Source organism: Ramlibacter alkalitolerans (assembly GCF_016722765.1).
Taxonomy (GTDB): domain Bacteria; phylum Pseudomonadota; class Gammaproteobacteria; order Burkholderiales; family Burkholderiaceae_C; genus Ramlibacter; species Ramlibacter alkalitolerans.
Map to the genome: position 1 here is coordinate 216,452 of NZ_JAEQND010000005.1, position 26,543 is coordinate 242,994.

The window sequence follows — 26,543 nt, forward strand, 5'->3', positions numbered from 1 at the left end:
GAGCTTCGCAATGGAATTTCTCTCCCCCGCCTGGTGGTCGGCCCTGCTGGCCATCATCCTCATCGACCTGGTGCTGGCGGGCGACAACGCGATCGTCATCGCGCTCGCCGCCCGCAACCTGCCGCAGAAACTGCAGAGGAAGGCGATCGTCTGGGGAACCGTCGGCGCCATCGCGATGCGCTCGCTCATGACGATCGGCGTGGTGTGGCTGCTGCAGGTTCCGGGGCTCATGCTGCTGGGTGGACTCGGCCTGCTGTGGATCGCCTACCGGCTCATCGCGGAGGACGGCGGCAGCGACGCGCACGGCCCGGTCGCGAGCACCTTCTGGGGCGCGATGCGCACCATCGTGGTGGCTGACGCGCTGATGGGCGTCGACAACGTCCTGGGCGTGGCGGGAGCCGCGCACGGTGCGTTCGACCTGGTCGTGATCGGCCTGCTGGTCAGCGTCCCCATCGTGGTGTTCGGCAGCAGCATGGTCCTCAAGCTGGTCGAGCGCTTCCCCATCATCATCCACCTCGGTGCGGCGGTGCTGGCGTTCACGGCGGCCAAGATGATCATCGGTGAACAACTGCTCGACGCGGTGTTCGACCCCGCAGGAACCCTGCATGCATTTGCCCGCTGGAGCACGTATGCTGTCTGCATCGCCGGCGTGCTGGCCGCGGGGTGGCTGGCCACCCGCGCAGGGCGCCGATCCGCCGATGCGCCGTGAGGGCGGCGCTCCAGGAGGTTTCATGGAAAAGGTGATCTTGTACCTGGACGACGCCAGCTATGCGCAGGCCCAGTTGTCCGCAGCCGTCGCCCAGCCGACGCACTGGCTGCTCGTCGCCTGCGCCCCGCGCATGACGCACCGCATCAGCAAATGGGTCAGCCACTCGGCGCGCGAGAACTGGCGCGCCAAGTGGGCCGACAAGCTGTTCGACCAGGTCGTGCCGCCGCTGCAAAAGCGCGGCGACACGGTCACTCCGATCCTGGCCAAGGGGCCGCTGCCGGAGCTCACGCGCGCCCTGCTCGCCGAACATGGCGAAGCGCGCGTGGTCGACGCGCGCCGCCCCAAGTCGGTGGGCGGCAACGACGCCATGCAATGGTCCCCGGGGGCATTGCTCGGGCTCGGTGCGTGGCTCCTCTGCTCCTTCGTTGCCCTGGACACCTGAGCGGCGCTGCGCGGCACGGCTGCTATCCTTGCCGCCATGCTGAAGCTCGTCACGAAGTGGCTGCTCAGCGCCTCGGCGCTGCTGTTCGTCGCCTACGTGTACAGCGGCGTGGAGCTGAAGTCCTTCGGTTCCGCCATGGCTGCGGCGCTGGTCATCGGCCTGCTCAACACGGTGGTACGGCCGGTGCTCGTGGTGCTCACCTTGCCCGTCACCGTGCTCACGCTGGGCCTGTTCCTGTTCGTGATCAATGCGCTGGTGTTCTGGGCCGCGGCTGCCGTGCTGCAGGGCTTCGTGGTGCGCGACTTCGTCGCGGCGCTGGCCGGCTCGCTGATCTACACCGCCCTCGGCGTGGTGATCGAATCAGCGCTCGAGCGCCTGTTCGCGAAGCCTTGATTCGACCTGGCGGGCGCGGGTGTCGATGATCGACGCCTCGATGTAGTCGGCACCTCCGGCGCCCTTGCGCACCAGGTCCTGCGCCGCCTTGAACCGGTCGAGTGCCGCCGTGTAATCGAGCTGCGCCACCCGCGCTTCGGCATCCGCGCGCACCGCACGAACCGACTGGCCCTGCGCGCCATAGGCGGAGGAAAGCAGCTGCCACGCCGCGGCGTCGCGCGGCTGCGTCGCCACCCAGGTCTGCAGGCGCTGCGCCGCCTCGCCGGCCTTCCCGGTCTGGATCTGCGCCTGCGCCGTGAGCAGCAGTTCCGGTCGGCGCTTGCTCTCGACGTCGACGGTGCGCAGCACGCGGGCCGCGTCGCCTTCGGCCAGGGCGATCTCCCCGGCCAGCAGCCGCGCCAGCCGCTGGGCGGCCGTGTCGCTGGCAGCCGCCGCGTCCAGGCGTGCCAGCAGGCGCCGGGTGGCCGCCGGGTCGCGCAGGCGCGAGGCGGCCAAGGTTGCCGCGTACAGGATGCCGAGCTGGCGCGGGCGCGGCAGGGCCGCGAAGCCACTCGCGTCGGCCTCGGCGACCATCGCGCGCAGCGCGTCGACGCCGGGATTGGAAAACACGCGGGCCCGGCCGGCCATCAGCGCGTGTTCCGCCGTCGGCTGCACCGGCTTGTGGTCGGCGAGCTGCTGGCGCGACTGCATGTCCGCGATCCGCTCGCTCGTCATCGGGTGGGTGCGCAGGTAGGGATAGTTGCCGTTGTCGTTCAGGCGCGCGGCCTGCTGCAGCTTCTCGAACATGGTCACGAAGCCCTGCGGCTGGAACCCCGCCTGGCCGGCGACGCCGAAACCGATGCGATCGGCCTCGCGCTCCATGTCGCGGGAGAAATTCAGCTGCTGCTGGGCCGCCAGCGCCTGGCCGCCCGCCATGAGGGCCCCGCCGGCCTGCGGGTTGCGGGTGGCCGCCATGGCGCCGAGGATCATCGCAGCGAGCATCCAGGGCGCCTGCTGGTTGCCGCGGGTGACCAGGCGCGAGATGTGGCGCTGCGTCACGTGGCTCAGTTCGTGCGCGAGCACCGATGCCAGTTCGTCGCGGTTGGCCGTGATGCTCACCAGCCCCAGGTTGAGGCCCATCCATCCGCCGGGCAGTGCGAAGGCGTTGATCGTCCGGTCCTTGCCCAGGAGCACCTGCCAGGCAAAGCGTTCGTCCATCTCGCTGGTCAGCTCGCCGCGCGTGCGCGCCGCGGCCAGCAGGGGCTGCCACAGGCTCTGCACGTATTCGACCAGGACGGGGTCGTCGATGTAGTCGGGGTCCCGGTACAGCTCGCGCGCGATGCTCTCGCCCAGCTTGCGCTCGGCGCTGGTGGTGACGTCGCCGCTATCGCCCAATGTCGGGAGTTGCGCGCCGGCCGGCGGCGCGACGGCCAGCAGCGCGGCGAGCGTGGCAGCCAGCGCGCGGCGGCCCAGGGACAGGACAGGCAATCTCAAGACGGCTCCAGGTGCACGTCGCCCGTATGATGGCCAGACAAGGAAACGGATGGTTGTTGCATGAGCGGACTTACCCACTTCGACGCCCAGGGGCAGGCCCACATGGTGGACGTGGCGGCCAAGGCGGCGACGCACCGGGTGGCCGTGGCGGCCGGCCGCATCGAGATGCTACCCGCTACCCTGGCCATCATCCAGGCAGGAACCGTAAAGAAAGGCGACGTCCTGGGCATCGCCCGCGTCGCCGGGATCATGGCCGCCAAGAAGACCAGCGAGCTGATTCCGCTGTGCCATCCGCTGGCCCTCACGCGCGTGGCGGTGGACTTCGAACTCGCGCCGGCCCAGGCGGGCGGCGCCGACGCCGTCGTGTGCACCGCCACGGTGGAAACGGTGGGCCCCACCGGGGTCGAAATGGAAGCTCTCACGGCCGTGAATGTCGCCCTTTTGACCATCTACGACATGTGCAAGGCCGTGGACCGCGGGATGACGATCACCGACGTCCGCCTGTGCGAAAAGCACGGCGGCAAGTCAGGCAGCTACGTGCGGGGCTAACACCTACTTGCGCCTCCTCCCTAAGCTCCAGCAGAATGCATCCTGAAGATGTATCAGTGTTAAGGGACCGGTATCAATTTGAAGGCCGGACCGGGACGAGGAGGGGTTTGCACCATGTTCACCTGGCTCAAGCGACGCGTAGCGGCGCCGGCACGGCCGCCGGGGCGCGCTATCGCCTCCGCGCCGCTGCGGACGCCGACTCGCGCGGCTGCGGCGCGGGTGGACAGCGCCCTGCGCCATGCCCCGCGTTTCCAGGACACGGCGCCCCTGCCGGAGGTGGTTGCTGAAGGCAATACCCAGGCCGACTGGAGCGCCTGGGAAGACTCGTGCATGGCGCTCGACAGCCAGATGCAGGACATCGTTCCGCAGAACCGGGTGTTCGTCCGCGACGCGCAGCCCAGCCAGCTCAGCCAGTTCGACGACGTCGACGCCTTCGCCAGCGTTCGGCGCAAGCGCGACATCTAGTCGCTGCGCAGGCCCCGGTCGCGCTCCTTCCAGGCCCGGTACTCGCTCGGGAACGCAGCGCGGTAGCGCGCCAGCCATTGCACCGCCTCTTCCTCGCGTCCGAGCAGGGTCGCGCTTTCGATCGCGCGCTCGATCACCCGCGGCTCGGGCGAGTAATGCAGCATCTGCAGCGCCAGCGCATGCAGGCGCGCCGCGTTGTCCTGCGTCACCGATGACAACGTCAGGTCGGCAAAGCCGGCCTGCCCGGCGAACAGCCAGGAGCGCCGGGCGTTGCCCAGGGCATCCTCGCGCCACGCCGGGCGCCGTTCGGCGGGCGGCAGGTAGATCTGGCTGACCCGCTCGTAATCCCAGGCGACGGCGGCGGTTGCGGCCAGCAGCGCGATGCCCAGCGCCAGCGCCGACGCTCGCCGGACCGCGCGCTTCCGTTGACCGGGGGTTACCAGTAACCAACCGAGTGCGGCGCCGAACGCGAGCTGGAACGGGCCGTACCAGAGCGGGTACTCCAGCAGGCTGTGAAGCAGGATGAGGGCCACGATCGCCCACGCGAGTTGGCGCTGGGGGGCGGTTTCGCGCCAAGGCCGCTGCCGCACGATCCACACGAGCGCGCCGCCGCATACCAGCAGGGCGGCCGGCACGCCCAGTTCGACCGCCAGGTGAAGCGGGAGGCTGTGGGCGTTGTCCAGGATGTCGCAGAAGCGCGGCCCGGGATAGAGGGTGGCGAAATGCGCGTAGTCGAGCTCGCCCCAGCCCCAGCCCGCCAGCGGCCTCTGCGCGATCAGGTGCAGCACGTTGGACCAGAGCACCAGCCGGCTGCCGCATCCCTCCGAGCCGCCGACGCGGCCCCAGAGGGTACGGCCAGGCAGCGCGCCAGTCAGCGCTTCGAGCATCACCGGGAGCAGCCACGCGGCCGCGAAATACGCGATCGCCGCCACCGCACACTGCAGCAGGCGCGTGCGCCGCTGCGGACCGTTCCACCAGGCCGCCAGCACGGTGAGCACGAAGCCTTCCAGCACGCCCGTGCGCGACACGGAGGCAGCACTGCCGACGGCCAGCAGCGCGATCAGCACGGTGGCGAGCAACGGACGCAGCCGCAAGTTGCCCCACAGCAGCACCGCGGCACCGATCCAGCTGAGGGTGGCGTACTGGTTCGGCTGGCGCAGGTTGGCGTAAGCCTCGCCGGCGGAGGCGCGGCTCACCCAAGGGTGGAAGAGTTCGGACAGGCCGAAGTACTGCAGGAGGCCCAGCACCGCACTCACGCAGGCTGCGGTGAGCAATCCGACTTTCACGCCGTGGGCGATAGCTGGATCGTCGGCGACAGCGGCCGCCAGCACGATCAGCAGCAGGCCACCGGCGAGGAAGAGGACTTCGGGATGCAGGGGCAGGTGCGGCAGCAGGGCCCACGCCACGAGTGCCGCCGCGGCGGCGACCAAGTGCAGGACCGCGCGCTGCGGGCCGGAGGGCGCGATCAGCCAGAGCCCCACGGCGCAGGCCATCGCGACGAGCCACGGCTGCACGGAGGGCGAAGGCCCCATGGCGAAGGGATTCAACCAGGGCAGTGCGACCAGCAGTGCGCTGGCAGCCGCCGGCCAAGGCAGGCGGGTGGTCATCAGGGCTGTCGCGCATCGCCCTTGGAGGGCGGAAACGTCATCGTGCATCGTGCGAGTGCAGCATTCTGCATTCGGCGGGTGCCCGGTCTTCAATGCCGCCCCCGGGCCTCAAGACCAGTTTGGCCGAAAGTCTCGGATTAGAAGCCGTCCACCGGCGCGTATCCAACGATGCGGCCATCGCTATCCAGCAGGACGATCCAGCCATCCAACATTTTCTGACTGGTCAGCGGCAGATAGTAAAGATCCGGCAGCGGCAATCCCGACTTGGCGGCGGCGGCGTCGATCTCGCGCTGCGCTCCGTCATCGCGCGCGGCGCGCAGGTCGGCCAGCTTTTTCATGCGCTGCTTGACCTGGTCACGGCTCTGGTCGTACGACTGCCACCAGCCCGGACGGGCACTCGGCTCCACGCCCTGCACCGACATCATCACACTGGCGAACGTTTCACCGTCCTTAGGCGCCCGTGTACCTATAAGGACCGGGCCGCTCCAGGAAAGCTTGCGCAGATCCGGCGGTGCCTGACCCAGGTCCGCGGGATCGATCTGGGCCGCGGAGACCGCCACCAGCCGATCTGATTCGAACGCAGCGACAACGGGGCGCGCCTCGCTGATGGCATGGACGCCGTACACCAGCGCCCCGAGTTGCACGAGGGCGATCAGGGATAGGTCCAGGGCCATCTCGCGTCGTGACTTGAAAGGGCTGAACAGAACTGCGGTCAGCAAGGGACCGCACACCACGTCGACGCTGACGAGTACAAGGAATAGGTGCTGCCCGCCCGCGAGAGCCCGATAGGGATAAGGGAACCACAAACCAAAAACAACCGCGGCTGCCGTCAGGCCGACCAAGGCGCTGAGGCTCAAATGAATGAGAGCCGCCTTCGAAGCGGCACGAACTCGCGTGGAGCTAATCATGGATGGTCCAGGGACGGGCACCGGCCCGCGGGGTCGCGATAGCTGCAATGAAAAAAGGACTCCCTCACAGGAATCCTTTTTTTCCTTGGAACTGGCAAAGTGCATCGCACTTGCCAGTTCCGATCAGGCCATTAACGGCACTGGGCGGGTGCGTACTTGGGCAGCATGGTACCGACGACCGCCATCGTGATGCCGTTCTTGGCGGTAACACCTTGCGCGGAGCAGCCCCAGTCCAGGGAGCCACTGTTGCCGGCAGTCACGGCGGCGATGGCCGTTTCGCCGGCGCCGGCAGCACCAGAGCGGATCCACGGCGTCAACGTGAGGGTGTTATTGGCCGCAGCGACGCCGACCGCACCAGCGTTGTACGTAATGGTGAGCACGGGGTTCTCGGTTTGGTTCGCGCCAGCAGCAGGGGCGGGGACCGGGAAGAGGATGCTATCCACGAACTTGGAATTCGCCCCGGTGCTGCCAGCCTGCGCATTCCAAGTACGGGTGACCGTGCCCATTTCGACCAGGGACGACACACCTTCAGAAGCCAGAGCCGTCTTGGCCGGCTCGACGAGCGCGAGGCCTTCCGAAACGCGGGTGCGGACCATGTAGTCCTGGTAAGCCGGCAGCGCCACGGCGGCCAGGATACCGATGATCGCCACGACGATCATCAGTTCGATCAGGGTGAAACCCTTTTGCAGTTGACGCTTCATTGAAAACCTCCGGTTGTGTGTGTGTGAGAGAAGCGAAGGAACAAACGCAATCGCTATGCCACTGTCGAAACGTGAAGGAATGAGCGCTTTCACACTGCATCCCCAGGGCGAGGGTGACCGTAGAGGTCACCTCGTGTGACAAAACCTGTCAGTTAGCGGATGCACACCGACGGAACGTGCTTCAAGACGTTGGAGCTGTAAGAAGTTTCGGCGATGTTCAAATCCGCAAGCAGATCCCGTAGCGGACGACCGGCGTCGTGAGGCCGAAGCGGCCCATACAGGCCGGCTTCGTTTCACGGATCTCGGGAATCGGGCTTGCTGTCGCTGCGCGCTTGCGCACGCACTCCTCACGGGATGACGACCCTGCTTCGCACCGAAGAATTCCTGCTCCTGCCCCGAGCCCTCGGGGCCAGGCTCAGAGCTCGAATTCCTGCCCCGCCCGGAGCCAGCGGATGTCGTGCGCCACATCCGGCCCGAAGGGCTGCGCCTGGTCGAAGCGCTGGATCTCCGTCATGATCAGCTCGGTCTCGGCCGGCTTGGTGTGCGTGATGAAGATCGGGAAGCGCTTGCCCTTCTCGATGCAATCGAGTTCCTCGGCCAGCGCATGCGGCGACAGGTGCAGGCTGCGACGCGCCAGATCCTGCTCCCGATTGCTGAAGGCCGTCTCGATCACCAGGGCCGCGACGTCGATCTGGTTCAGGCGCCGCCAGAACGCGGGGTTGCGCTCGGTGTCGCCCGTGAAGACCCAGTTGCCGTTGCCGGTGCCCGTGGTGAGCGCGAAGCCGCAGGCGGGCACGGTGTGCACCGCGGGCAGCACCTCGATGGTCTTGCCACCGAGTTCCAGCACCTGGCCCACCTGGATTTCCTGGAAGCTGATGAAGGGCGCGTGCGGCGAGGGGATGCGGCTGAAGTCCGGCCAGATCACGTCGTTGAACACGTGCGTCTTGAGCGCCGCGATGGTGCCGGGCAGCGCGCAGATGCGGATCGGCTCCTGCAGCTGCGACGCGATGGAGTCGACCATCAGCGGCAGGGCCGCAATGTGGTCCAGGTGCGAGTGCGACACCAGCACATGGCGGATCGCGCGCATCTCTTCGAGCGTCAGGTCGCCCACGCCCGTGCCTGCGTCGACCAGCACATCGCTGTCGACGAGGAAAGAGGTGGTTCGGCTGTCCTTCGCGATGGCGCCCGAACAGCCCAGGACCCGCACCCTCATCAGCTCCCCGCTATTTCGTTTCGAAAGTGGTCGCGCCATCCCACGACGGGTCGAAGGGCAGCTGCCTCATGGAGGCTACACGTTCGCGATACAGATCGTAAAGGTATTTTTTGGCGGCGAATCGCTGCAATTCCCGCACCTGCAGATCGCATCGATTCCAGTCCTGCGCACGGTACGCCTGCAGGAAAATTTCCCAGGTCTCCAGCTCCTCGGCGAGCTCGCGTGGCAGCGTCGCGGCGGGGCCGAGCGGCGTGAAGATGCCCACCGCCTGCTCCTTGCCTTTCACCCGCACGCGGTCCAGTTCCTGCCAGGCGAATCCGCCGGCCTGGCGGCGCGCCGTTTCGCTGACGACGATGGCCGTGCCGTACACCTTCGACAGGCCTTCCAGCCGCGAAGCGAGGTTCACCGCGTCGCCGATCACGGTGTAGCTGCGGCGCACGTCCGAGCCCATGTCGCCGACGCACATGGTGCCGGTGTTGATGCCGATGCCGACACCGATCTCCGGGATGCCGCTGGTGCGGTGGGCCTCGTTGATCTGCACCACCGCCTGCGTCATCTCCAGCGCCGACTTCACCGCCAGGTCGGCGTGGTTCGGCGTGTCGACCGGCGCGCCCCAGAACGCCATCACGCAGTCGCCCATGTACTTGTCGATGGTGCCGCGGTTGGCGCGGATGATGTCCGTGAGCCGGCTGAACACCTGGTTGAGGAGTTCCTGCAGCTGCGTCGGTTCCATCTTCTCCGACATCCGGGTGAAGCCCCGCATGTCGCAGAACATGACGGTCAGCTCCTTGCTGGTGGCCTTCATGCTGTAGCTGCGCGGGTCCTTCACCATCTCGTCCACCAGCTCCGGCGGGACGTAGGTGCCGAACAGGTCGGCGATCTGGCGCTTGCTGCGGCTTTCGACGAAGTAGCCGTAACTCATGTTCAGAGCGAAGGCAGTGCCGGCCATCGCCAGCGCCGAAGCCAGCGGCAGCACCAGCCCGTGCACCGCGAACAGGTAGTAATTCGATGCGAGCAGCCCCGCGACCACGCCGAAGCTCGCCAGCACCGCCGTCGGCGCCGAGAAAACCGGAAGCAGCAGCGCCAGCAGCAAGCCCGCCACGAGCAGGACCACCACCTCGTAGCCGACCGCGTAATCGGGCTTCACGAGCAGCCGGTGGTCCATCAGGCCCGTGATGACGTTGGCATGCGTCTCGACGCCCGGGTAGGTCTCGCCGACGGGCGTCACGCGCAGGTCCAGCAAGCCCGGGGCCGTGGTGCCGACCAGCACGATCTTGTCCTTCAGTTCACCGGGCGCGAGGTGCTTCAAGAGCACGTCGGAGGCGGAGACGTAGCGGAACGATCCGCCCGCCGGCCCCCCCGGGCCGCGGAAGGGCACCAGCGTGGCGACGCGGTCGTCGACCGGGACTTCGAGCTTGCGCTGGCCGCGGCGCAGCACCACGCTTTCCAGCCCCGTGTAGTCGCGGCCCACCAGGCGCTCGCGCGGAAAGCCCGGTTCGACGGCGGGCCGGCCCACCAGCATGCGGAACATCGCCAGCGACAGCGCTTCGTAGTACGCGCCCTCGTGTTCGGCCACCAGCGGGATCGAGCGCACCACGCCGTCGCGATCGGTCAGCGGATTGAAGTGGCCGGCGACCGGCGCCGCCTTCGCCAGCGCGTCGATGTTGGAGCCGTAGCCGTTGAAGCGGGTGAAGGCGATGGGGCGGCCCTGCAGCGCCTCGCGTGTCATCACCGGCGCCGGCAGTACGCCGCTCTTGCGGCCCTCGCGGTCGGCCGTGAAGTAGTAGCCCAGGACGATCGGGCGATTGGCGAGCGAACGCGCAAAGAGCGCGTCGTAATCGAGCGAGGACTGCAGCTTCGCGAAGCGCTCCTGGAAGCCCGCCGCGTCGCGCAGTTCGTCTTCGGCCATCTGGCGCAGGCGCTTGAGGCCCGAGCTGTCGTCCGGCTCGGCGAACACCACGTCGAAACCGAGCAGCGTGACCTGCTGGCGCTCGAACAGCTCGTCGACCAGCTCGGCCAGCCGGTTGCGGCTCCAGGGCCAGCGGCCCACCTCGGCCAGGCTTTTCTCGTCGATGTCGACGATCACCACCCGCGGATCCAGCGTCTGCGGCATGGTGGCGCGCAGGCGCGCGTCGTACAGGATGGCGTCGAGCCGGTGCAGGAACTGCATCGGCAGCGCGCCCACGGCGTGGAGCAGCGCGAAGACCAGCGGCAGGAGCGTGATCGCGACGCGGGACCCATGCCGGGCAAGCAGTCCCATGGCCGTGCGGGCGCAGCGACCCCGGCTGTCAGGTCGCCAGCATGAACTGCATCTGCGTGCCGGCGAGTTCCAGCATGTCGCCGTTCTTCAGCGTCACCGGCTCGGCGCCGATCGGGGTGCCATTGAGCAGCGGCTTGTTGGCGCCCTCGACGTGCGCCACCACGAAGCCGTTGGACCGCTTGGTGATGGCGGCCACTGCGACGCCGGGCTTGCCGATCGTCGTGACCACCTTCACCAGCGGCACTTCGCGTCCGGCGGCGGCGCCCGACAGCACCTTGATGCTGGCGTTCATCGAGCTGGGATCGAAGGGCTTGTTGATGACGGCGGCGGCCGCGGCCTGGGCGGCGGCCTGCGAACTGGAGAGCGGCGCGGCGGCGCCCGCCGGCGCAGCGGCACCGCCCGCGGCAGGGGCCCCGGCGGGCGCGGCGGCCGGGCGCGGCACCGGCGGCACCATGCCCGGCTTGATGATCATCGTCTTCTCGAAGGTCGCGCCGGGCACCTCGTTGATGAACTTGATCTTGTACTTGCCGATCTCGACCGTGTCGTTGTTCTGCAACAGCTGCTTCTTGACCGCCTTGCCGTTGACGTACGTCCCGTTGGTGCTGTTCAGGTCTTCCAGGAAGACGTCGTTGCCCGTCAGCTGCAGCACGGCGTGCTCGCCGGAAACGGCGAGGTTGTCGATCACGATATCGTTGTAGGGCCGGCGCCCGAGCGTCGTCCGGTCCTTGGTCAACTGCACTTCCTTGATGACGACACCGTCGATCGAAACGATCATTTTCGGCATGGTCGACTCCTGTTCATAAGCTGTCCGTTGCCTCGCGTCATTGTCCCAGCCAGCGCGAGATCAAGCCTTTTTTCCTGGAGCCGCTGTTGGCCTGGGCCAGCAGCACCGAAATGTTGTCGCGTCCGCCATTCGCATTCGCGGCGTCGACCAGTTCGACCGCTTTCTGTTCGAGAGCAACCTCCGTGGCCATGATGCGGGCGATCGAGTCGTCGTCGAGCATGTCCGACAGGCCGTCCGAGCACATGAGGTAAAGATCACCAGGTTCGACCCGGTGTTCGTTGACTTCCAGCAACACTGCGTCCTCCACGCCGAGGGCGCGCGTGACGAGGTTCTTGTTGGTGGAGGTCGCCGCCTGTTCGGGCGTGATCAGGCCGGCGTCCATCTGCTCCTGCAGCAGGGAGTGGTCCTTGGTGATCTGTTCCAGCTGGCCGTTGCGCAGGCGGTAGCAGCGCGAATCGCCGATGTGGCCGAGCATCAGCCGGCCATCCTGGAACACGCCGACCACCAGGGTGGTGCCCATGCCGCTGTACTGCGGGTTGGAATTGGCGGCGTTGAAGATCGAGCGGTTGGCGTTGTCGACGCAGATTTCCATCGCCCGGCGCACTTCGCGCGAATTGGCGTGGCGGCCCGCCTGCGCCAGCCAGCGCCCGAGCTCCGACTTGATGAAGGTGGTGGCCATGCCGCTGGCGACTTCGCCCGCGTTGTAGCCGCCCATGCCGTCCGCCAGGATGCCCAGGCGCGTCGCTTCATCGACAGTGACCGAATCCTCGTTGTTTTCGCGCGCAAGACCTGGGTCCGTGCGGAAGCAAAACTCGTAGTTCATAGTTGGCGCATCAAGGCTCCCGGCCGGCCTTCCCGCCGCCGGCCTGGGGCATCTCGGCAGCCCCGGACATGTGGATCGCGGACGTTGGGCCGGGCCGCGCCTCGCGCGTGCCGGTCGTTCTCTGCCGCATCATAGCCGGGCAGGCCTGACGGCGGCAGGGTCTTGCCAAAACCGTTGCCTGCATGCACCGCGGCGTCAGGCTGCTTAACCGATGAGCCTGCGGCCATCGTGCGCCAGCGCGTGGCGCGCTTGCCAGTCGAGGAGTGGCTCACTTCCTGTCCCTTGTCCGGCGCCGCGACCTTCGCTGCACCCATGCGTTTCCAACCGCCCTTCCGGGGCAGGACCAAGGGCGCGAAGTTAGCAGACGGAACCGGCAGGGACAAGCGACTTCCCTACAACGAAAGAGCGAATTGTTGCAGGCTGGCGCCAGTGCGGGGGCCGCGGGCGAGCCAACGAAAAGGCCGGTGCCTCGCGGCAGCCGGCCTTCGGGAGCGAAGCCCTCGATCAGATCAGCGACTTGAGGATCCGGCCCATCTCGGACGGGTTGCGGGTGATGCGGAAGCCGCACTCCTCCATGATCGCCAGCTTCGCTTCGGCCGTGTCGGCGCCGCCGGAGATCAGCGCGCCGGCGTGGCCCATGCGCTTGCCGGGAGGCGCCGTGACGCCGGCGATGAAGCCCACGATCGGCTTCTTCATGTTGTCCTTGCACCAGCGGGCGGCATCGGCCTCGTCGGGGCCGCCGATCTCGCCGATCATGATCACGGCGTCGGTGTCCGGATCGTCGTTGAAGGCCTGCATCACGTCGATGTGCTTCAGGCCATTGATCGGGTCGCCGCCGATGCCGACCGCCGACGACTGGCCGATGCCCAGCTCGGTGAGCTGCGCCACGGCTTCATACGTCAACGTGCCCGAGCGCGAGACCACGCCGACGCGGCCCTTCTTGTGGATGTGGCCCGGCATGATGCCGATCTTGATCTCGTCGGGCGTGATCAGGCCCGGGCAGTTGGGGCCCAGCAGCAGCGTCTTCTTGCCGCCGCTGGCTTCCTTCTGCTTCATCCGGTTGCGCACTTCCAGCATGTCGCGCACGGGGATGCCTTCGGTGATGCAGATCGCCAGGTCCAGGTCGGCTTCCACCGCTTCCCAGATCGCGGCGGCGGCGCCCGCCGGCGGCACGTAGATCACCGAGACCGTCGCGCCGGTCTGCTGCTTGGCATCCTTGACGGAGGCAAAGATCGGGATGTCGAAGATCTTCTCGCCCGCCTTCTTCGGGTTCACGCCGGCGACGAAGCAGTTCTTGCCGTTCGCGTATTCCTGGCACTTCTCGGTGTGGAACTGCCCGGTCTTGCCCGTGATGCCCTGGGTGATGACCCGGGTGTCCTTGTTGATGTAGATCGACATGGCTCTATTCCTGACTTATTTGCTGACGGCGGCGACGACCTTCTGGGCCGCTTCGGCCATGGTGTCCGCGCTGATGATCGGGAGGCCGCTCTCGGCCAGCATCTTCTTGCCCACGTCCTCGTTGGTGCCCTTCATGCGCACGACGAGCGGGACGCTCAGGTTCACGGCCTTGCAGGCGGTGATCACGCCGGTGGCGATGGTGTCGCAGCGCATGATGCCGCCGAAGATGTTCACCAGGATCGCCTTGACCTTGGGGTTCTTCAGCATGATCTTGAAGGCCTCGGTCACCTTCTCGGGGGTGGCGCCGCCGCCCACGTCGAGGAAGTTGGCCGGCGAGGCGCCGAACAGCTTGATGGTGTCCATGGTGGCCATCGCCAGGCCGGCGCCGTTCACCAGGCACCCGATGTTGCCGTCCAGGGAGATGTAGGCCAGGTCGAACTTGGACGCTTCGATTTCCGCCGCGTCCTCTTCGTCCAGGTCACGCAACGCGACGATCTCGGGGTGGCGGAACAGCGCGTTGGAGTCGAAGTTGAACTTCGCGTCCAGGGCGATGACCTTGCCCTTGCCGTCGCGGTTCAGGGGGTTGATCTCCACCAGCGACGCATCGGTGTCCATGTAGCACTTGTAGAGCTTCTGGCAGATGTCGACGAACTGGGCCTGCGAGTCGGCCGGCATGCCGATGCCGCGCGCCAGTTCCTCGCCCTGCGCCTGCGTCAGGCCGGTCAGCGGATTGACGAACACCTTGACGATCTTCTCGGGCGTCGAATGCGCCACTTCCTCGATGTCCATGCCGCCCTCGCTCGACGCGATGAAGGCGACGCTCTGCGTGGCGCGGTCGGTCACGACGGAGAGGTAGTACTCCTTCTGGATGTCGGCGCCGTCCTCGATGTAGAGGCGGCGCACCTTCTGGCCCTCGGGGCCGGTCTGGTGCGTCTTGAGCTGCATGCCGAGGATCTCGCCGGCCAGGCGCTTGACGTCATCGACGCTCTTGGCGACCTTCACGCCGCCGCCCTTGCCACGGCCGCCGGCATGGATCTGCGCCTTGACGACCCAGACGGGGCCGCCCAGCTTCTGGGCGGCTTCGACCGCCTCCTGGACCGTGAAGGCCGGAATGCCGCGCGGCACCGGCACGCCGAAATTGCGCAAGATATCCTTGCCTTGGTACTCGTGGATCTTCATGAGGCTGTCTCTCGGGGAAGTGGAAAATCGGAAGACCGGCGGGCGCGGCTTTGCGAGGCTGGACGGTCAGGCGGGCGGTCGGTTGCAGACTTTATCATGCTGCAGTGCACCAAATCCGACTTGGGACTTACAGTCACCATAAGCACTTGCTATAGGAAATCAGATGGCGAAGGTCTTCATTGATGGCGAAGCCGGTACCACCGGCCTGCAGATCCGCGAGCGGCTGGCCGGCATGCCGCAGATCGAGCTGGTGAGCATCGCGCCCGAGCGGCGCAAAGATGCGGCGGCCAAGCGCGAGCTGATGGCGGGCGTGGACCTCGTGATCCTGTGCCTGCACGACGAGGCGGCGCGCGAGTCCGCCGCGATGGTCGAAGAGATCGGCCGCGCCGGCGCCAGGAAGCCGCGGATCATCGACGCGTCGACGGCGCATCGCACCGCGGAAGGCTGGGTGTTCGGCTTTCCCGAGCTGGCGCCCGGCCAGCGCGAAGCCGTGCAGAAGGCGCAGCGCGTGAGCAACCCGGGCTGCTACGCCACCGGCGCGATCGCGCTGCTGCGTCCGCTGGTGGATGCCGGCGTGCTGCCCACCGACTACCCCGTGGTGCTGCCTTCCGTGAGCGGCTATTCGGGCGGCGGCCGGCAGATGATCGAGGCCTACGAAGCGGGCCAGGCGCCGGCCTACGAACTGTATGCGCTCGGGCTGAAGCACAAGCACCTGCCGGAGATCATGAAGTACACGGGGCTGGTGCGCCGGCCGATCTTCGTGCCTTCGGTGGGCAACTTCCGCCAGGGTATGCTGGTGCAGTTGCCGCTGCACCTGAACACGCTTCCGGGCAAGCCGACGCCGGGCGACCTGGAGAGCGTGCTCAAGCGCCACTACGAAGGCAGCGAATGGGTGACGGTGGAGCCGCCGACCGAAGACGGCAAGCTGGAGCCGCAGGCGCTGAACGACACGAACAGGATGGAACTGCGCGTCTTCCACAACATGGACTATTCGCATGCCGTGCTGATCGCGCGCCTGGACAACCTTGGGAAGGGCGCCAGTGGGGCGGCGGTGCAGAACCTGAAGTTGATGCTCGGGATCTGACGGTGCGGAGCGCTGGGGTTCGCGCGCTGGCGCGGCTCACCGCCAGCCTACTCAGCCGCAGCCGTGTTTCACCCCAGCGCAGCGCTGCCGGCGCCGTAGGCTGGCGGTGACGCGCGAAGCGCCGGAACCCCAGCGTTTTCAGCCCCTCACTCGTCGTCCGGCGTGTTCAGCACGCGCCGCACGATCTCCCCGCTGAAGCCGCGCGCTGCCAGGAAGCGCGCCTGTTTTGCGCGCTGCGCGGCATCCTCCGGCAGCAGCCCGAACCGGCGCCGCCACACTTCGCGCGCCCGCTCGAACTCCGTCGCGTTCAGGCTGGCCACGGCGACGGCGACGCGCTCGGCATCGATGCCCTTGGCCTGCAGTTCCTGCCGGATCCGCCCGGAACCGACCCGCCCCGCGCGCCGATGCACGATCGATTCGACCACGCGCTGCTCGTCGAGGAAACCCTTGGCCTGCAGTTCGTCGAGCGCCTGCTTCACCTCGCCCGGATCGGGCTCCTTCGCGGCCAGCTTGCGTTCCAGCTCCAGCCGCGAATACTCGCGGCCGGCCAGCAACCTGAGCGCGCGGCCCTTGACGGACAGCTGGCCGAACGCCATGGCAGGCCCTTACTCCGCGTCGACGTCCGCGGGCAGCAGCGGGATCTCGAGGATCGTGCGCACCTTGTTCTCGATCTCGCGGGCGAGCTCCGGGTTCTCGCGCAGGAACTCGCGGGCGTTGTCGCGGCCCTGGCCGATCTTCTCGCCGGCGTAGGCATACCAGGCGCCCGACTTCTCCAGCACCTGGTTGGCGACGCCCATGTCGATGATCTCGCCCTCGCGGCTGATGCCCTCGCCGAACATGATGTCGAATTCCGCCGTCTTGAAGGGGGGCGACACCTTGTTCTTCACGACCTTGACCTTGGTCTCGTTGCCGATCGCTTCCTCGCCCTTCTTGATCGTGCCGGTGCGGCGGATGTCCAGGCGCACGGAGGCGTAGAACTTCAGCGCGTTGCCGCCGGTGGTGGTCTCCGGACTGCCGAACATGACCCCGATCTTCATGCGGATCTGGTTGATGAAGATGACCATGCAGTTGGTCTTCTTGATCGTGGCGGTGAGCTTGCGCAGCGCCTGGCTCATGAGGCGGGCCTGCAGGCCGGGCAGCGAGTCGCCCATCTCGCCTTCGATTTCCGCCTTGGGCACCAGTGCGGCGACCGAGTCGATCACGATCAGGTCGACGGCGCCGGAGCGCACCAGGCTGTCGACGATCTCCAGCGCCTGCTCGCCGGTATCGGGCTGCGAGATCAGCAGGTCGGACACATGCACGCCCAGCTTCTGGGCGTACTGGATGTCCAGCGCGTGTTCGGCGTCGACGAAGGCGCACTGGCCGCCCTGGGCCTGCATCTCGGCGATGACCTGCAGCGTGAGGGTGGTCTTGCCCGAGGACTCCGGGCCGTAGATCTCGATCACGCGGCCGCGCGGCAGGCCGCCGACGCCCAGCGCGATGTCCAGGCCCAGCGAGCCCGTGGAGACGACCTGGATGTCCTCGATCTTCTCGCCTTCGCCCAGGCGCATGATCGTGCCCTTGCCGAATTGCTTCTCGATCTGGGCCAGCGCGGCGGCGAGGGCCTTGGCCTTTTCGTTGTCGGCGGCGGCGACCTTCGATCCCTTCACTTGGGCGTCCATCTTGGGTTTCTCCTTGCGCATCAATGGGTTGGTTCGGCTCATCCGGCTGGATTCAAGCACAGGCTGGATGCATGGCCAGTAATGTAACGATCCAGGTCGCTGGCGGACAACGCTTTTTTTGGTCAGTTTGCCTTACGATCTGTGCATGAATGCACTGGACGAGGCGTGGCGCCTGACGCACCTGGGCCGCCTGCTCGGCGAAGCCACGCGGCGCTTCGACGAGCGCGTGCTGCACCTGATGGCGCACGACATCAACGTCCCGCTGGCCTTGTCCAACCTCGCGGCGCGCGCGCAGGTGAGCGCGGCGCACATCCACATCACCCGCCACCTCGAACTGCAGGGCACGCGTCTGACCGACCTGGCGCAGCGCGCCGGCATGAGCAAGCAGGCGATGGGCGACCTGGTGGACCAGTGCGAAGCGTGGGGGCTGGTCACGCGCGAGGCCGATCCGCGGGATGCGCGCGTCCGGGTCGTGAAGTTCACGCCCACCGGCCTGGCCTGGCTGCAGGCCTTCAAGGACGCGGTGGCGCAGGCGGAGCAGGAGTTCCGCGCCGAAGTCGGCGGCGATGTGGCCACCGTCGTCGCGATCGGGCTGGAGGCCTACGCAGGCGCGGCGTGAGCGGCGTGGCGGACTGATCCACGTCAGTCGCGCGCGAGGTCCGCCGCCTAGAATCCGGCCGACGAAGCGCCTGCGCAGGCGCGAGCAGGAGACAAGCATGCGGATCCTCATCGCCGAAGACGACCAGGTGCTCGCCGACGGGCTGCTGCGCAGCCTGCGCGCCGCCGGCGCCGCCGTCGACCACGTGGCCAGCGGCTCCGAGGCGGACGCGGCCCTCATGACGAACAACGAGTTCGATCTCCTGATCCTGGACCTGGGCCTGCCCCGGATGCACGGGCTGGAGGTGCTGCGCAAGCTGCGCGCCCGCGGCTCCACGGTGCCGGTCCTGATCCTCACGGCGGCCGATGCCATCGACGAACGCGTCAAGGGCCTCGACCTCGGCGCCGACGACTACATGGCCAAGCCCTTTGCGCTCTCGGAACTGGAGGCGCGGGTGCGCGCCCTCACCCGGCGCGGGATGGGCGCCACCACGGCCACGATCAAGCACGGCCCGCTGCTGTACGACCAGGCCGGCCGCGTGGCCACCATCGACGGCAAGATGGTCGAACTCTCGGCCCGCGAGCTGGGGCTGCTGGAGGTGCTGCTGCAGCGCGCCGGCCGGCTGGTGAGCAAGGACCAGCTCGTCGAGCGCCTGTGCGAGTGGGGCGAGGAGGTGAGCAACAACGCCATCGAGGTGTACATCCACCGCCTGCGCAAGAAGATCGAGAAGGGGCCGATCCGCATTGCGACGGTGCGGGGGCTGGGCTACTGTCTCGAGAAGATTCCCTCCTGAGCACGTCATTCCCGCGAAGGCGGGAATCCAGGGCTTTCGAAGAGCGCGCGCGGCGCGCTGCCTGGATCCCCGCCTGCGCGGGGGTGACGGATCGAAAGGCCGCGCAGTTCCTTCATGAAAATCTTCCAGCGTGAGCAACGCTCGCTGTTCGGCGAGATCCTCGACTGGATGCTCACGCCGCTGCTGCTGCTGTGGCCGGTGAGCCTGGCGCTCACCTGGCTGGTGGCCCAGAGCATCGCCGGCAAGCCCTTCGACCGCGCGCTCGAATACAACGTGCAGGCGCTGGCGCAGCTCGTCACGGTGCAGGGCCAGCGCGCCTCGTTCAACCTGCCGCAGCCCGCGCGCGAGATCCTGCGCGCCGACGACGCCGACCAGGTCTACTACCAGGTGATCGGTGCGCACGGCGAAGTGCTCTCCGGCGAGCGCGACTTCCCGCCCCCACCCGAGGACGAGCGCCCCGCGCCCGGTGAATCCCGCCTGCGCGACGACGAGATGCGCGGCGTCGGCGTGCGCGTGGCCTATACCTGGGTGCGCATCGACGTCCCCGGCGCGCAGCCCGCGCTGGTCCAGGTCGCCGAGACGCGCGAGAAGCGCTCCGTGCTGGCCACCGAGATCATCAAGGGCGTGATGCTGCCGCAACTGGCCATCCTGCCGCTGGCCGTGCTGCTGGTGTGGATGGCGCTGGTGCGCGGCATCAAGCCGCTGTCGGAACTGGAGGAGCGCATCCGCGCGCGCAAGCCGGACGACCTCAGCCCGCTGGACGACAAGGTGGTGCCGCTGGAGGTGGCGCCGCTGGTGGCCTCGGTCAACGACCTGCTCACGCGCCTGACCAGCTCGATCGCGACCCAGAAGCGCTTCCTGGCCGACGCCGCCCACCAGCTGAAGACGCCGCTGGCGGGTCTGCGCATGCAGGCCGACCTGGCGCAGCGCGAGCAGTTCCATCCTGAGGAACTGAAGCAGTCGCTCAAGCAGATCGGCCGCTCCAGCATGCGCGCCACGCACACGGTGAACCAGTTGCTGGCCCTGGCCCGGGCCGAGAACAGCGGCAAGGTGCTGGTGCTCCAGCCCTGCGACCTGGTCGACATCGTGACCGAAGCGGTGCGCGACACGGTGCCGCACGCCATGGAAAAACACCTGGACATCGGCTACGACGGCCCGGAACCGGGCTCGCCGGGCGTGCGGCTGCATGGCAATCCGACGCTGCTCAAGGAGATGGTGCGCAACCTCCTGGACAACGCAGTGAACTACACGCCTTCGAGCCCGCAGCAGCCCGGCGTGGTCACCGCGCGGGTTCTCTCCGACCCCTTCGGGCAGGTGCTGGTGCTGCAGGTGGAGGACACCGGCCCGGGCATTCCGGAGCCCGAGCGCGAACTGGTGTTCCAGCCCTTCTACCGCGCGCTGGGGACGAACGTCGACGGCTCGGGCCTGGGGCTGCCGATCGTGCAGGAGATCGCGCGCCAGCATGGCGCGGTCATCGAACTCGAGGACGCGCGGCCGGGGCAGGTCCCGCCCGGGACGCGGGTGACGGTGCGCTTCGGGGCGCCGGAGGAGGAAACGGAATTGGCCGAGGAGAGCGCGGCGCGGGCGTGAATCAGGTTTCGGCGCGCGGGCGGGATGGAGCGCAGGTCTCAGTGCCGTCATCCCCGCGCAGGCGGGGATCCAGGACGCGCGCCGCGCGCGCTACCCATCGGGAGCCCTGGATTCCCGCCTTCGCGGGAATGACGGCGTTGGCCTCCGCGGGAATGACGGCGTTGGCCTTCGCGGGAATGACGGCGTTTGGCCTTCGCGGGGAATGACGCCTAAGCTGCCTTGAACAGATTCAACTGCAGCCGCTCCCGCTCGATCGCCCGCGCCACCCCCGGCTGCTGCGCCACTTTCTGCACGTGCGCCCACAGCGCCTCGTGCCGCGTGGGATCGATCTGCGCGAAGCCGCCCCAGCGCAGCAGGGTCAGCGCGTAGGCGTCCAGCGGGCCGAAGTGCTCGCCGCCCAGCCAGGGCTGGCCGCGCCCGGCCGCCGCGCGGGCCATGGTCTCGATTTCGCCCAGGTAGCCGGCGTACACCTTGGCATTGAAGGTCTTGAGCTCCGCCTGCGTCTCCGGCGTGCCGGCGAACTTGTGCGGCATGAAGACGTGGGTGAAGGTCGGGTGCACCGTGTTGTTCATCCACGCCAGCGTCTCCAGCACCCGCGTGCGCGCCAGCGTCTCGCGCGGCAGGAACTGCTGCTCGGGGAACTTCGCGTCCAGGTACTGGACGATCGCGAGGATCTGCGTGATCACCTCGTCGCCGTCCACCAGCACCGGCACCTGCCCGCGCACATTGACGGAGCGGAACGGCGCCTCGTTCTGCTCCCCCTTGTGCAGCTTGACCATCAGCGGCTCGAAGGCCGCGCCGGCCGCTTCCAGCAGGCTGTGCGGCACGAAGGAACAGGCGCCGGGGGCGAAATAGAGCTTGAGCGACATCGATGGGTCTCCGGGGGTGGGGTCAGCGGCAGGGCCGCAAGGTCCTGGTGCCGAGGGGCGTCTTCAGTTCGTCGAGGCGCGAGCGCAAGGCCTCGTCCACGGCCGGCAGCAGCAGCCGCTGGCCGCGCTGCTCCGGGCGATCCTGCACCACGCGCGCGCTGCGCACGCCCTTGGCCACCACGGCTTCGAGCTGCTTCTGCGCCGCTGCCTCGCTGGGATAGCTCCCCAGCGACAGGCCAGGCTCCAGCTGCGGGTTGCCCGGCGCGTCGAAGGTGATGCCGACCTGGCGCAGTTCGGCGCGCTTGCGCGCCAGCAGCTCCACGTCGGGGTACTTGCCCATGTACACGATCCACCTCGGCGGCTCGGTCACGCTCTCGAAGTTCCAGCTGCCGGCGGGCCACGACTGCAGCGCGGTGCGCAGCTGCGCGATCTGCGGCTCTTCCAGCATGGCGGAAGCCAGGCATTCGGGCGGACGCGGCCCCTGCGCCACCTGGTCCTGCACCTGCCGCAGTTCCTCGGGCCGCAGGACGCGCACGGCCTGGGGCTGGATCTGCTGCTGCAGCCGCTGCGGCTCCGACTGCTGCAGCGGCCCCGCGCCCCAGGGCAGCAGCAGGCCGTGCGACCAGGCGTAGTAGCCGCCGTTGGCGAGCAGGAGCAGCAGGACGATCAGGCGCAGCATGGCTTGGCTTCAGGGCGCCGCCGGCCGCACGCTCACCTCCGAGCTGCTCACGGCCTGCAGGCCGGCCGCAGTATGCACCAGCAGGCTGCCGGAGGCGTTCACGCCCTGCGCCACGCCGGCGCTGCCGTCGCTCAGGGTCACCGCGCGGGCGCGCAGCGCATCCCGGGCATCGAAGCGCGGCTGGAAGGCGGCGAAGCCGTCCTGCGTGAAGCGCAGCACGTCGGCCACCAGCGGCGCGGCCACGCGCTGCAGGACCTCGGGCGCGTCCGCCTGCGGCAGCAGCTCGCGCAGCGCGGCAGGGGCGGTGGAGAGCCCCTCGGCTGCACGCGGCGCGATGTTCAGCCCGACCCCGATGACGGCATAGCGCCCGCCCGCCCCGCCGAAGCTGGCGGTCTCGATCAGGATGCCGCCCAGCTTGCGGTCCTCCAGCCACAGGTCGTTGGGCCACTTCAGGCGGATCGCCGGATGCAGGCTTTCCGCCACGCTGGCGCCGACCGCCAGCGACAGGCCCGACCAGTCCGCCGGCGCCAGCGGCAGGCCCAGCGAGAAGGTCAGCGAGGCGCCCGCGGCGCTTTCCCAGCCGCGCCCCAGCCGCCCGCGCCCGGCCGTCTGCTGCTCGCCGACCAGCAGCACCGCTTCGGCCTGGCCACCGCGGGCGCGCCGCATCAGCTCGGAGTTGGTCGAATCGACCTGCGGCAGCACTTCGACCGTGAAGCCGGGCAGTTGCGGCGCCACCGCCTCCCAGATCGCCTCGGCCGGCCAGCGCATCGTGCTCAGCGCTTGCCGCGCTTGGGCGCCAGCAGGGTGCCGCGGCAGTTGCGGCTGCCGCACCAGCAGGGGTATTCGGCCTTGAGCTTCTTCGTGTACGGCTCGTCGATGATCAGGCCGTAGTCGTAGTTCAGCTCCTCGCCGGCCTTGATGTTGCGCAGCGTCTTGATGAAGATGCGGCCCTCGACCTCGTCGGCCTCGCAGTTCGGGTCGCAGGAATGGTTGATCCAGCGCGAGGCGTTGCCGCCGACCGCGGCGTCGATCACGCGCTTGTCGTCGACATGGAAGTAGAAGGTATGGTTCGGATCCTCGGGGTTCCACGGGTGGCGGCGCTGGGCCTCCTTCCACGTGATGATCTCGCCCACGTATTCGATCAGCGTCTCGCCCTCGGGGAGGTCCTGCAGGGCGAACACGCCCTTGCCGTGCACCCCCGACTTGCGGACCTGGATGCGGCGGTTGGTCTTGGGGGCGGCGGCGTCTTTGGCGGGCATGTAGAAAATTCTGTTAACTTGGATTCGTACGCGTATGCGCGTGCGCGTGTGCGCGCGAGGAAAGCGCGATTGTAAGAACGTGAGGAACGCGGCGCCGCAAGGCGCCCGGGATGGTCCGTGAAAACATTGGTGATTGCCGAGAAGCCCTCCGTGGCGCAGGACATCGTCCGGGCGCTGACGCCGGTGGCCGGCAAGTTCGACAAACACGACGAGTACTTCGAGAACGGCAAGTACGTCGTCACCAGCGCCGTGGGTCACCTGGTGGAGATCCACGCGCCGGAGGAATTCGACGTCAAGCGCGGCAAGTGGAGCTTCGCCCACCTGCCGGTGATCCCGCCCTACTTCGACCTCAAGCCGGTGGACAAGACCAAGTCGCGCCTGAACGCGGTGGTCAAGCTCGCGCGCCGCAAGGACGTGGCCGAGATCGTGAACGCCTGCGACGCCGGGCGCGAGGGCGAGCTGATCTTCCGCCTGATCGAGCAGTTCGCCTTCGAGGGCGACAGCCCGGGCAAGGGGAAGAAGGCGGGCGCGCACAAGCCGGTGCGGCGCCTCTGGCTGCAGTCGATGACGCCGCAGGCGATCCGCGAAGGCTTCGAGAAGCTGCGCAGCGAGCGCCAGATGGAAGGCCTGGCGCACGCCGCCCGCTCCCGCTCGGAAGCGGACTGGCTGGTGGGCATCAACGGCACCCGCGCGATGACCGCGTTCAATTCGCGCGACGGCGGCTTCTTCCTCACCACGGTGGGCCGGGTGCAGACGCCCACGCTCGCGATCGTCGTCGAGCGCGAGGAGCAGATCCGCAAGTTCGTCAGCCGCGACTACTGGGAGATCCACGCCAGCTTCGCCGCCGAGGCCGGCGAGTACCCGGCCAAGTGGTTCGACCCGAACTGGAAGAAGGACCCGGAGGACGCCGAGAAGCGCGCCGACCGCGTCTGGAGCGAGCAGGAAGCGCGGGCCATCGCCGACGCGGTGCGCGGCAAGAAGGCGACCGTCAGCGAGGAATCGAAGCCCAGCACGCAGGCGGCGCCCGGGCTGTTCGACCTCACGTCCCTGCAGCGCGAGGCCAACGGGCGCTTCGGCTATTCGGCCAAGACGACGCTGGCCCTCGCCCAGTCGCTGTACGAGCGCCACAAGGCGCTGACCTATCCGCGGACCGACTCGCGCCACCTGCCGGCCGACTACGTGAAGGTGGTGCACGACACCATGGGCATGCTGGCGGACAGCGGCATGCCGCACCTGGCGCCCTTCGCCCGGCAGGCGATCACCGAGCAGTACGTCAAGCCGATCAAGCGGGTGTTCGACGACAGCAAGGTTTCCGACCACTTCGCCATCATCCCGACGCTGCAGGCACCCAGCGGCCTGTCCGAGGCGGAGCAGAAGGTGTACGACCTGGTGGTGCGGCGCTTCCTGGCGGTGTTCTTCCCGAGCGCCGAATACATGGTCACGACCCGCATCAGCGAGGCCGCGGGCCACCGCTTCCGCACCGAAGGCAAGGTGCTGGTGCGGCCCGGCTGGCTGGCGATCTACGGCAAGGAAGCGGCCGAGGAGGTCGAAGGCGCCAAGGAAGGCGACAAGGGCCAGAACCTGGTGCCGGTGCAGCCCGGCGAGAAGGTGCTGGCGCAGTCCGTCGACGCCAAGGGCCTGAAGACGCGGCCGCCGGCGCGCTACAGCGAAGCGACGCTGCTGGGCGCGATGGAAGGCGCGGGCAAGTTCGTGGAAGACGACGAACTGCGCGAGGCCATGGCGGAAAAGGGCCTGGGCACGCCGGCCACGCGCGCGGCCATCATCGAAGGGCTGATCAACGAGAAGTACATGCTGCGCGAAGGCCGCGAGCTGATCCCCACCGCCAAGGCGTTCCAGCTGATGACGCTCCTGCGCGGCCTGGGGGTCGAGGAACTGAGCAAGCCCGAACTGACCGGCGAGTGGGAATACAAGCTGGCCCAGATGGAGCACGGCAAGCTTTCGCGCGAGCAGTTCATGCACGAGATCGCCGACATGACCAAGCGCATCGTCATGAAGGCCAAGGAGTACGACCGCGACACCGTCCCGGGCGACTATGCGACGCTGAAGACGCCCTGCCCGAACTGCGGCGGCGTGGTGCAGGAGACCTACCGCCGCTACAACTGCGTGGGCGGCAAGGGCAAGGAGCCCTGCGGCTTCTCCTTCACCAAGATCCCGGCCGGCCGCGCCTTCGAGCTCGACGAGGTCGAGCAGTTCCTGCGCGACAAGCGCATCGGCCCGCTGCAGGGGTTCCGCTCCAAGGCCGGATGGCCGTTCACCGCCGAACTCGCCCTCGCGTACGACGAGGAAGAGAAGAACTGGAAGCTGGAGTTCGACTTCGGCGAGGACAAGGACCCGGCCGCCACCGGCGAGATCGTCGACCTGTCGGCGCAGGAGCCGCTGGGCCCCTGCCCCAAGTGCGGCCACCAGGTCTACGAGTGGGGCAGCAACTACGTGTGCGAGCGCGCCGTGCCGACCGAGCACCATCCGGTGCCGACCTGCGATTTCCGCAGCGGCAAGATCATCCTGCAGCAGCCGGTGGAGCGCGAGCAGATGGCCAAGCTGCTGGCCACCGGCAAGACCGACCTGCTGGACAAGTTCGTCTCGATGCGCACCCGCCGGGCGTTCAAGGCCTACCTCACGTGGGACGCGGAAGCCGGCAAGGTGAACTTCGCCTTCGAGCCGCGCGCCTCCAAGTTCCCGCCGCGCAAGACGGCCGGCGCGGCGAGCGCGAAGACGGCGGTCGACAAGGCCGCGGCCAAGTCCCCGCCCGGCGGCGAAAAGGCGACGGCGAAGGCGGCGAAGAAGGTGGCGGCACCGGCGGCGAAGAAGGCGTCCGCGAAGAAGGCGGCGGCGCCCCGGAAGACGGCCGCCGGCCTGAAGCCGAGTCCGGAACTCGCCGCGGTGGTGGGCACCGAGCCGATCGCGCGCACCGAGGTGATCAAGAAGATCTGGGACTACATCAAGGCCCACGGGCTGCAGGACCAGAAGGACAAGCGCGCGATCAATGCCGACGCGAAGCTCAAGCCGCTGTTCGGCAAGAACCAGGTCTCGATGTTCGAGCTGGCCGGCATCGTCGGCAAGCACCTGTCCTCGGAGTAGGCCGTTC

At 68.1% G+C, this 26,543-nt stretch carries 26 protein-coding genes; 10 read left to right on the forward strand and 16 right to left on the reverse strand.

What is annotated here, in order from left to right; translation table 11 throughout:
* Positions 1-10: 10 nt before the first annotated feature.
* From JI746_RS10415 to JI746_RS10425, 3 genes are read left to right on the forward strand one after another with little or no spacing between them, the layout of a single operon-like run.
* Positions 11-709: a TerC family protein gene (locus JI746_RS10415; protein ID WP_201689201.1), complete on the forward strand. Its 699-nt coding sequence runs from the start codon at positions 11-13 to the stop codon at positions 707-709.
* Between the two features lie 22 nt (positions 710-731).
* Positions 732-1,151, forward strand: a complete 420-nt coding sequence (locus JI746_RS10420; RefSeq protein WP_201689203.1) for a hypothetical protein — start codon at positions 732-734, stop codon at positions 1,149-1,151.
* Positions 1,152-1,190: 39 nt separating this feature from the next.
* Positions 1,191-1,544, forward strand: coding sequence for a phage holin family protein (locus JI746_RS10425; RefSeq protein ID WP_201689526.1), 354 nt, complete (start codon positions 1,191-1,193; stop codon positions 1,542-1,544).
* Here the strand turns inward: JI746_RS10425 and JI746_RS10430 are convergent.
* Positions 1,512-3,011 carry a M48 family metalloprotease gene (locus JI746_RS10430; RefSeq protein WP_408004093.1) on the reverse strand — a complete coding sequence of 500 codons (1,500 nt, stop codon included), beginning with the start codon at positions 3,009-3,011 and terminating at the stop codon, positions 1,512-1,514. The two genes, JI746_RS10425 and JI746_RS10430, sit on opposite strands and share 33 nt — an antisense overlap.
* 66 nt (positions 3,012-3,077) lie before the next feature.
* Here JI746_RS10430 and moaC point away from each other — a divergent pair, with 66 nt between their 5' ends.
* Positions 3,078-3,566, forward strand: a complete 489-nt coding sequence (gene moaC / locus JI746_RS10435; protein WP_201689204.1) for a cyclic pyranopterin monophosphate synthase MoaC — start codon at positions 3,078-3,080, stop codon at positions 3,564-3,566.
* Positions 3,567-3,680: 114 nt separating this feature from the next.
* Positions 3,681-4,031, forward strand: coding sequence for a hypothetical protein (locus JI746_RS10440; RefSeq protein ID WP_201689205.1), 351 nt, complete (start codon positions 3,681-3,683; stop codon positions 4,029-4,031).
* Here JI746_RS10440 and JI746_RS10445 read toward each other — a convergent pair.
* The 9 genes from JI746_RS10445 to sucC form a co-directional block, all read right to left on the reverse strand.
* Entirely contained in the window at positions 4,028-5,638 is a 1,611-nt protein-coding gene (locus JI746_RS10445) for a PglL family O-oligosaccharyltransferase (RefSeq protein WP_201689207.1), read from the reverse strand. The genes JI746_RS10440 and JI746_RS10445 overlap by 4 nt on opposite strands.
* A 137-nt stretch (positions 5,639-5,775) precedes the next feature.
* Entirely contained in the window at positions 5,776-6,546 is a 771-nt protein-coding gene (tfpZ, locus tag JI746_RS10450; RefSeq protein ID WP_201689209.1) for a TfpX/TfpZ family type IV pilin accessory protein, read from the reverse strand.
* Positions 6,547-6,677: 131 nt separating this feature from the next.
* Complete coding sequence (locus tag JI746_RS10455; RefSeq protein WP_201689211.1) at positions 6,678-7,247, reverse strand: pilin; 570 nt, start codon at positions 7,245-7,247, stop codon at positions 6,678-6,680.
* A gap of 415 nt (positions 7,248-7,662) precedes the next feature.
* On the reverse strand, positions 7,663-8,460 hold the full coding sequence (locus JI746_RS10460) for a 3',5'-cyclic-nucleotide phosphodiesterase (protein ID WP_201689213.1): 798 nt from the start codon (positions 8,458-8,460) through the stop codon (positions 7,663-7,665).
* Positions 8,461-8,470: 10 nt separating this feature from the next.
* The gene (locus tag JI746_RS10465) at positions 8,471-10,720 is read right to left on the reverse strand and encodes a CHASE2 domain-containing protein (protein WP_201689214.1); all 2,250 of its coding nucleotides are present in this window, start codon (positions 10,718-10,720) and stop codon (positions 8,471-8,473) included.
* 28 nt (positions 10,721-10,748) lie between these two features.
* The gene (locus JI746_RS10470; protein WP_201689216.1) at positions 10,749-11,504 is read right to left on the reverse strand and encodes an FHA domain-containing protein; all 756 of its coding nucleotides are present in this window, start codon (positions 11,502-11,504) and stop codon (positions 10,749-10,751) included.
* 37 nt (positions 11,505-11,541) lie between these two features.
* Complete coding sequence (locus tag JI746_RS10475; RefSeq protein ID WP_201689219.1) at positions 11,542-12,327, reverse strand: Stp1/IreP family PP2C-type Ser/Thr phosphatase; 786 nt, start codon at positions 12,325-12,327, stop codon at positions 11,542-11,544.
* A 504-nt stretch (positions 12,328-12,831) separates the two neighbouring features.
* On the reverse strand, positions 12,832-13,725 hold the full coding sequence (gene sucD, locus JI746_RS10480; RefSeq protein WP_201689221.1) for a succinate--CoA ligase subunit alpha: 894 nt from the start codon (positions 13,723-13,725) through the stop codon (positions 12,832-12,834).
* A gap of 15 nt (positions 13,726-13,740) precedes the next feature.
* Positions 13,741-14,904 (reverse strand): ADP-forming succinate--CoA ligase subunit beta, encoded by a 1,164-nt coding sequence (sucC, locus tag JI746_RS10485; RefSeq protein ID WP_201689223.1) that lies wholly within the window; start codon positions 14,902-14,904, stop codon positions 13,741-13,743.
* A 163-nt stretch (positions 14,905-15,067) separates the two neighbouring features.
* On the opposite strand from sucC, the gene argC reads away from it, so the two are divergent.
* Positions 15,068-15,988: an N-acetyl-gamma-glutamyl-phosphate reductase gene (argC, locus tag JI746_RS10490; RefSeq protein WP_201689229.1), complete on the forward strand. Its 921-nt coding sequence runs from the start codon at positions 15,068-15,070 to the stop codon at positions 15,986-15,988.
* Positions 15,989-16,134: 146 nt separating this feature from the next.
* On the opposite strand, the gene recX is transcribed toward argC, so the two are convergent.
* Positions 16,135-16,584 (reverse strand): recombination regulator RecX, encoded by a 450-nt coding sequence (gene recX / locus JI746_RS10495; protein ID WP_201689230.1) that lies wholly within the window; start codon positions 16,582-16,584, stop codon positions 16,135-16,137.
* A 9-nt stretch (positions 16,585-16,593) separates the two neighbouring features.
* Positions 16,594-17,649 (reverse strand): recombinase RecA, encoded by a 1,056-nt coding sequence (recA, locus tag JI746_RS10500; protein ID WP_201689233.1) that lies wholly within the window; start codon positions 17,647-17,649, stop codon positions 16,594-16,596.
* Between the two features lie 145 nt (positions 17,650-17,794).
* On the opposite strand from recA, the gene JI746_RS10505 reads away from it, so the two are divergent.
* The 3 genes from JI746_RS10505 (at position 17,795) to JI746_RS10515 (ending at position 20,630) form a co-directional block, all read left to right on the forward strand.
* Positions 17,795-18,268, forward strand: a complete 474-nt coding sequence (locus JI746_RS10505; protein ID WP_201689235.1) for a MarR family winged helix-turn-helix transcriptional regulator — start codon at positions 17,795-17,797, stop codon at positions 18,266-18,268.
* Positions 18,269-18,365: 97 nt separating this feature from the next.
* Positions 18,366-19,040, forward strand: a complete 675-nt coding sequence (locus tag JI746_RS10510; RefSeq protein WP_201689236.1) for a response regulator — start codon at positions 18,366-18,368, stop codon at positions 19,038-19,040.
* A gap of 114 nt (positions 19,041-19,154) precedes the next feature.
* Complete coding sequence (locus JI746_RS10515; RefSeq protein WP_201689237.1) at positions 19,155-20,630, forward strand: sensor histidine kinase; 1,476 nt, start codon at positions 19,155-19,157, stop codon at positions 20,628-20,630.
* Between the two features lie 209 nt (positions 20,631-20,839).
* Here JI746_RS10515 and JI746_RS10520 read toward each other — a convergent pair whose 3' ends face one another.
* Genes JI746_RS10520 through JI746_RS10535 form a run of 4 tightly spaced genes read right to left on the reverse strand, consistent with a single transcriptional unit; the run spans position 20,840 to position 23,437 of the window.
* Entirely contained in the window at positions 20,840-21,499 is a 660-nt protein-coding gene (locus JI746_RS10520; protein ID WP_201689238.1) for a glutathione S-transferase family protein, read from the reverse strand.
* A 22-nt stretch (positions 21,500-21,521) separates the two neighbouring features.
* Positions 21,522-22,178: an SPOR domain-containing protein gene (locus JI746_RS10525; protein WP_201689239.1), complete on the reverse strand. Its 657-nt coding sequence runs from the start codon at positions 22,176-22,178 to the stop codon at positions 21,522-21,524.
* Positions 22,179-22,187: 9 nt separating this feature from the next.
* Entirely contained in the window at positions 22,188-22,946 is a 759-nt protein-coding gene (locus JI746_RS10530) for a biotin--[acetyl-CoA-carboxylase] ligase (protein WP_201689246.1), read from the reverse strand.
* 5 nt (positions 22,947-22,951) lie between these two features.
* On the reverse strand, positions 22,952-23,437 hold the full coding sequence (locus JI746_RS10535) for an SET domain-containing protein (protein WP_201689248.1): 486 nt from the start codon (positions 23,435-23,437) through the stop codon (positions 22,952-22,954).
* 117 nt (positions 23,438-23,554) lie between these two features.
* Here JI746_RS10535 and JI746_RS10540 point away from each other — a divergent pair, with 117 nt between their 5' ends.
* Positions 23,555-26,536, forward strand: coding sequence for a DNA topoisomerase III (locus tag JI746_RS10540; RefSeq protein ID WP_201689249.1), 2,982 nt, complete (start codon positions 23,555-23,557; stop codon positions 26,534-26,536).
* Positions 26,537-26,543 lie beyond the last annotated feature (7 nt).

Bases quoted from the DNA above. Each gene is read 5' to 3' on its own strand.
- JI746_RS10415 (WP_201689201.1), top strand. From the start codon at position 11: ATGGAATTTCTCTCCCCCGCCTGGTGGTCGGCCCTGCTGGCCATCATC.
- JI746_RS10420 (WP_201689203.1), top strand. From the start codon at position 732: ATGGAAAAGGTGATCTTGTACCTGGACGACGCCAGCTATGCGCAGGCC.
- moaC (WP_201689204.1), top strand. From the start codon at position 3,078: ATGAGCGGACTTACCCACTTCGACGCCCAGGGGCAGGCCCACATGGTG.
- JI746_RS10440 (WP_201689205.1), top strand. From the start codon at position 3,681: ATGTTCACCTGGCTCAAGCGACGCGTAGCGGCGCCGGCACGGCCGCCG.
- JI746_RS10445 (WP_201689207.1), bottom strand. From the start codon at position 5,638: ATGACCACCCGCCTGCCTTGGCCGGCGGCTGCCAGCGCACTGCTGGTC.
- tfpZ (WP_201689209.1), bottom strand. From the start codon at position 6,546: ATGATTAGCTCCACGCGAGTTCGTGCCGCTTCGAAGGCGGCTCTCATT.
- JI746_RS10455 (WP_201689211.1), bottom strand. From the start codon at position 7,247: ATGAAGCGTCAACTGCAAAAGGGTTTCACCCTGATCGAACTGATGATC.
- JI746_RS10460 (WP_201689213.1), bottom strand. From the start codon at position 8,460: ATGAGGGTGCGGGTCCTGGGCTGTTCGGGCGCCATCGCGAAGGACAGC.
- JI746_RS10465 (WP_201689214.1), bottom strand. From the start codon at position 10,720: ATGGGACTGCTTGCCCGGCATGGGTCCCGCGTCGCGATCACGCTCCTG.
- JI746_RS10470 (WP_201689216.1), bottom strand. From the start codon at position 11,504: ATGCCGAAAATGATCGTTTCGATCGACGGTGTCGTCATCAAGGAAGTG.
- JI746_RS10475 (WP_201689219.1), bottom strand. From the start codon at position 12,327: ATGAACTACGAGTTTTGCTTCCGCACGGACCCAGGTCTTGCGCGCGAA.
- sucD (WP_201689221.1), bottom strand. From the start codon at position 13,725: ATGTCGATCTACATCAACAAGGACACCCGGGTCATCACCCAGGGCATC.
- sucC (WP_201689223.1), bottom strand. From the start codon at position 14,904: ATGAAGATCCACGAGTACCAAGGCAAGGATATCTTGCGCAATTTCGGC.
- argC (WP_201689229.1), top strand. From the start codon at position 15,068: ATGGCGAAGGTCTTCATTGATGGCGAAGCCGGTACCACCGGCCTGCAG.
- recX (WP_201689230.1), bottom strand. From the start codon at position 16,584: ATGGCGTTCGGCCAGCTGTCCGTCAAGGGCCGCGCGCTCAGGTTGCTG.
- recA (WP_201689233.1), bottom strand. From the start codon at position 17,649: ATGGACGCCCAAGTGAAGGGATCGAAGGTCGCCGCCGCCGACAACGAA.
- JI746_RS10505 (WP_201689235.1), top strand. From the start codon at position 17,795: ATGAATGCACTGGACGAGGCGTGGCGCCTGACGCACCTGGGCCGCCTG.
- JI746_RS10510 (WP_201689236.1), top strand. From the start codon at position 18,366: ATGCGGATCCTCATCGCCGAAGACGACCAGGTGCTCGCCGACGGGCTG.
- JI746_RS10515 (WP_201689237.1), top strand. From the start codon at position 19,155: ATGAAAATCTTCCAGCGTGAGCAACGCTCGCTGTTCGGCGAGATCCTC.
- JI746_RS10520 (WP_201689238.1), bottom strand. From the start codon at position 21,499: ATGTCGCTCAAGCTCTATTTCGCCCCCGGCGCCTGTTCCTTCGTGCCG.
- JI746_RS10525 (WP_201689239.1), bottom strand. From the start codon at position 22,178: ATGCTGCGCCTGATCGTCCTGCTGCTCCTGCTCGCCAACGGCGGCTAC.
- JI746_RS10530 (WP_201689246.1), bottom strand. From the start codon at position 22,946: ATGCGCTGGCCGGCCGAGGCGATCTGGGAGGCGGTGGCGCCGCAACTG.
- JI746_RS10535 (WP_201689248.1), bottom strand. From the start codon at position 23,437: ATGCCCGCCAAAGACGCCGCCGCCCCCAAGACCAACCGCCGCATCCAG.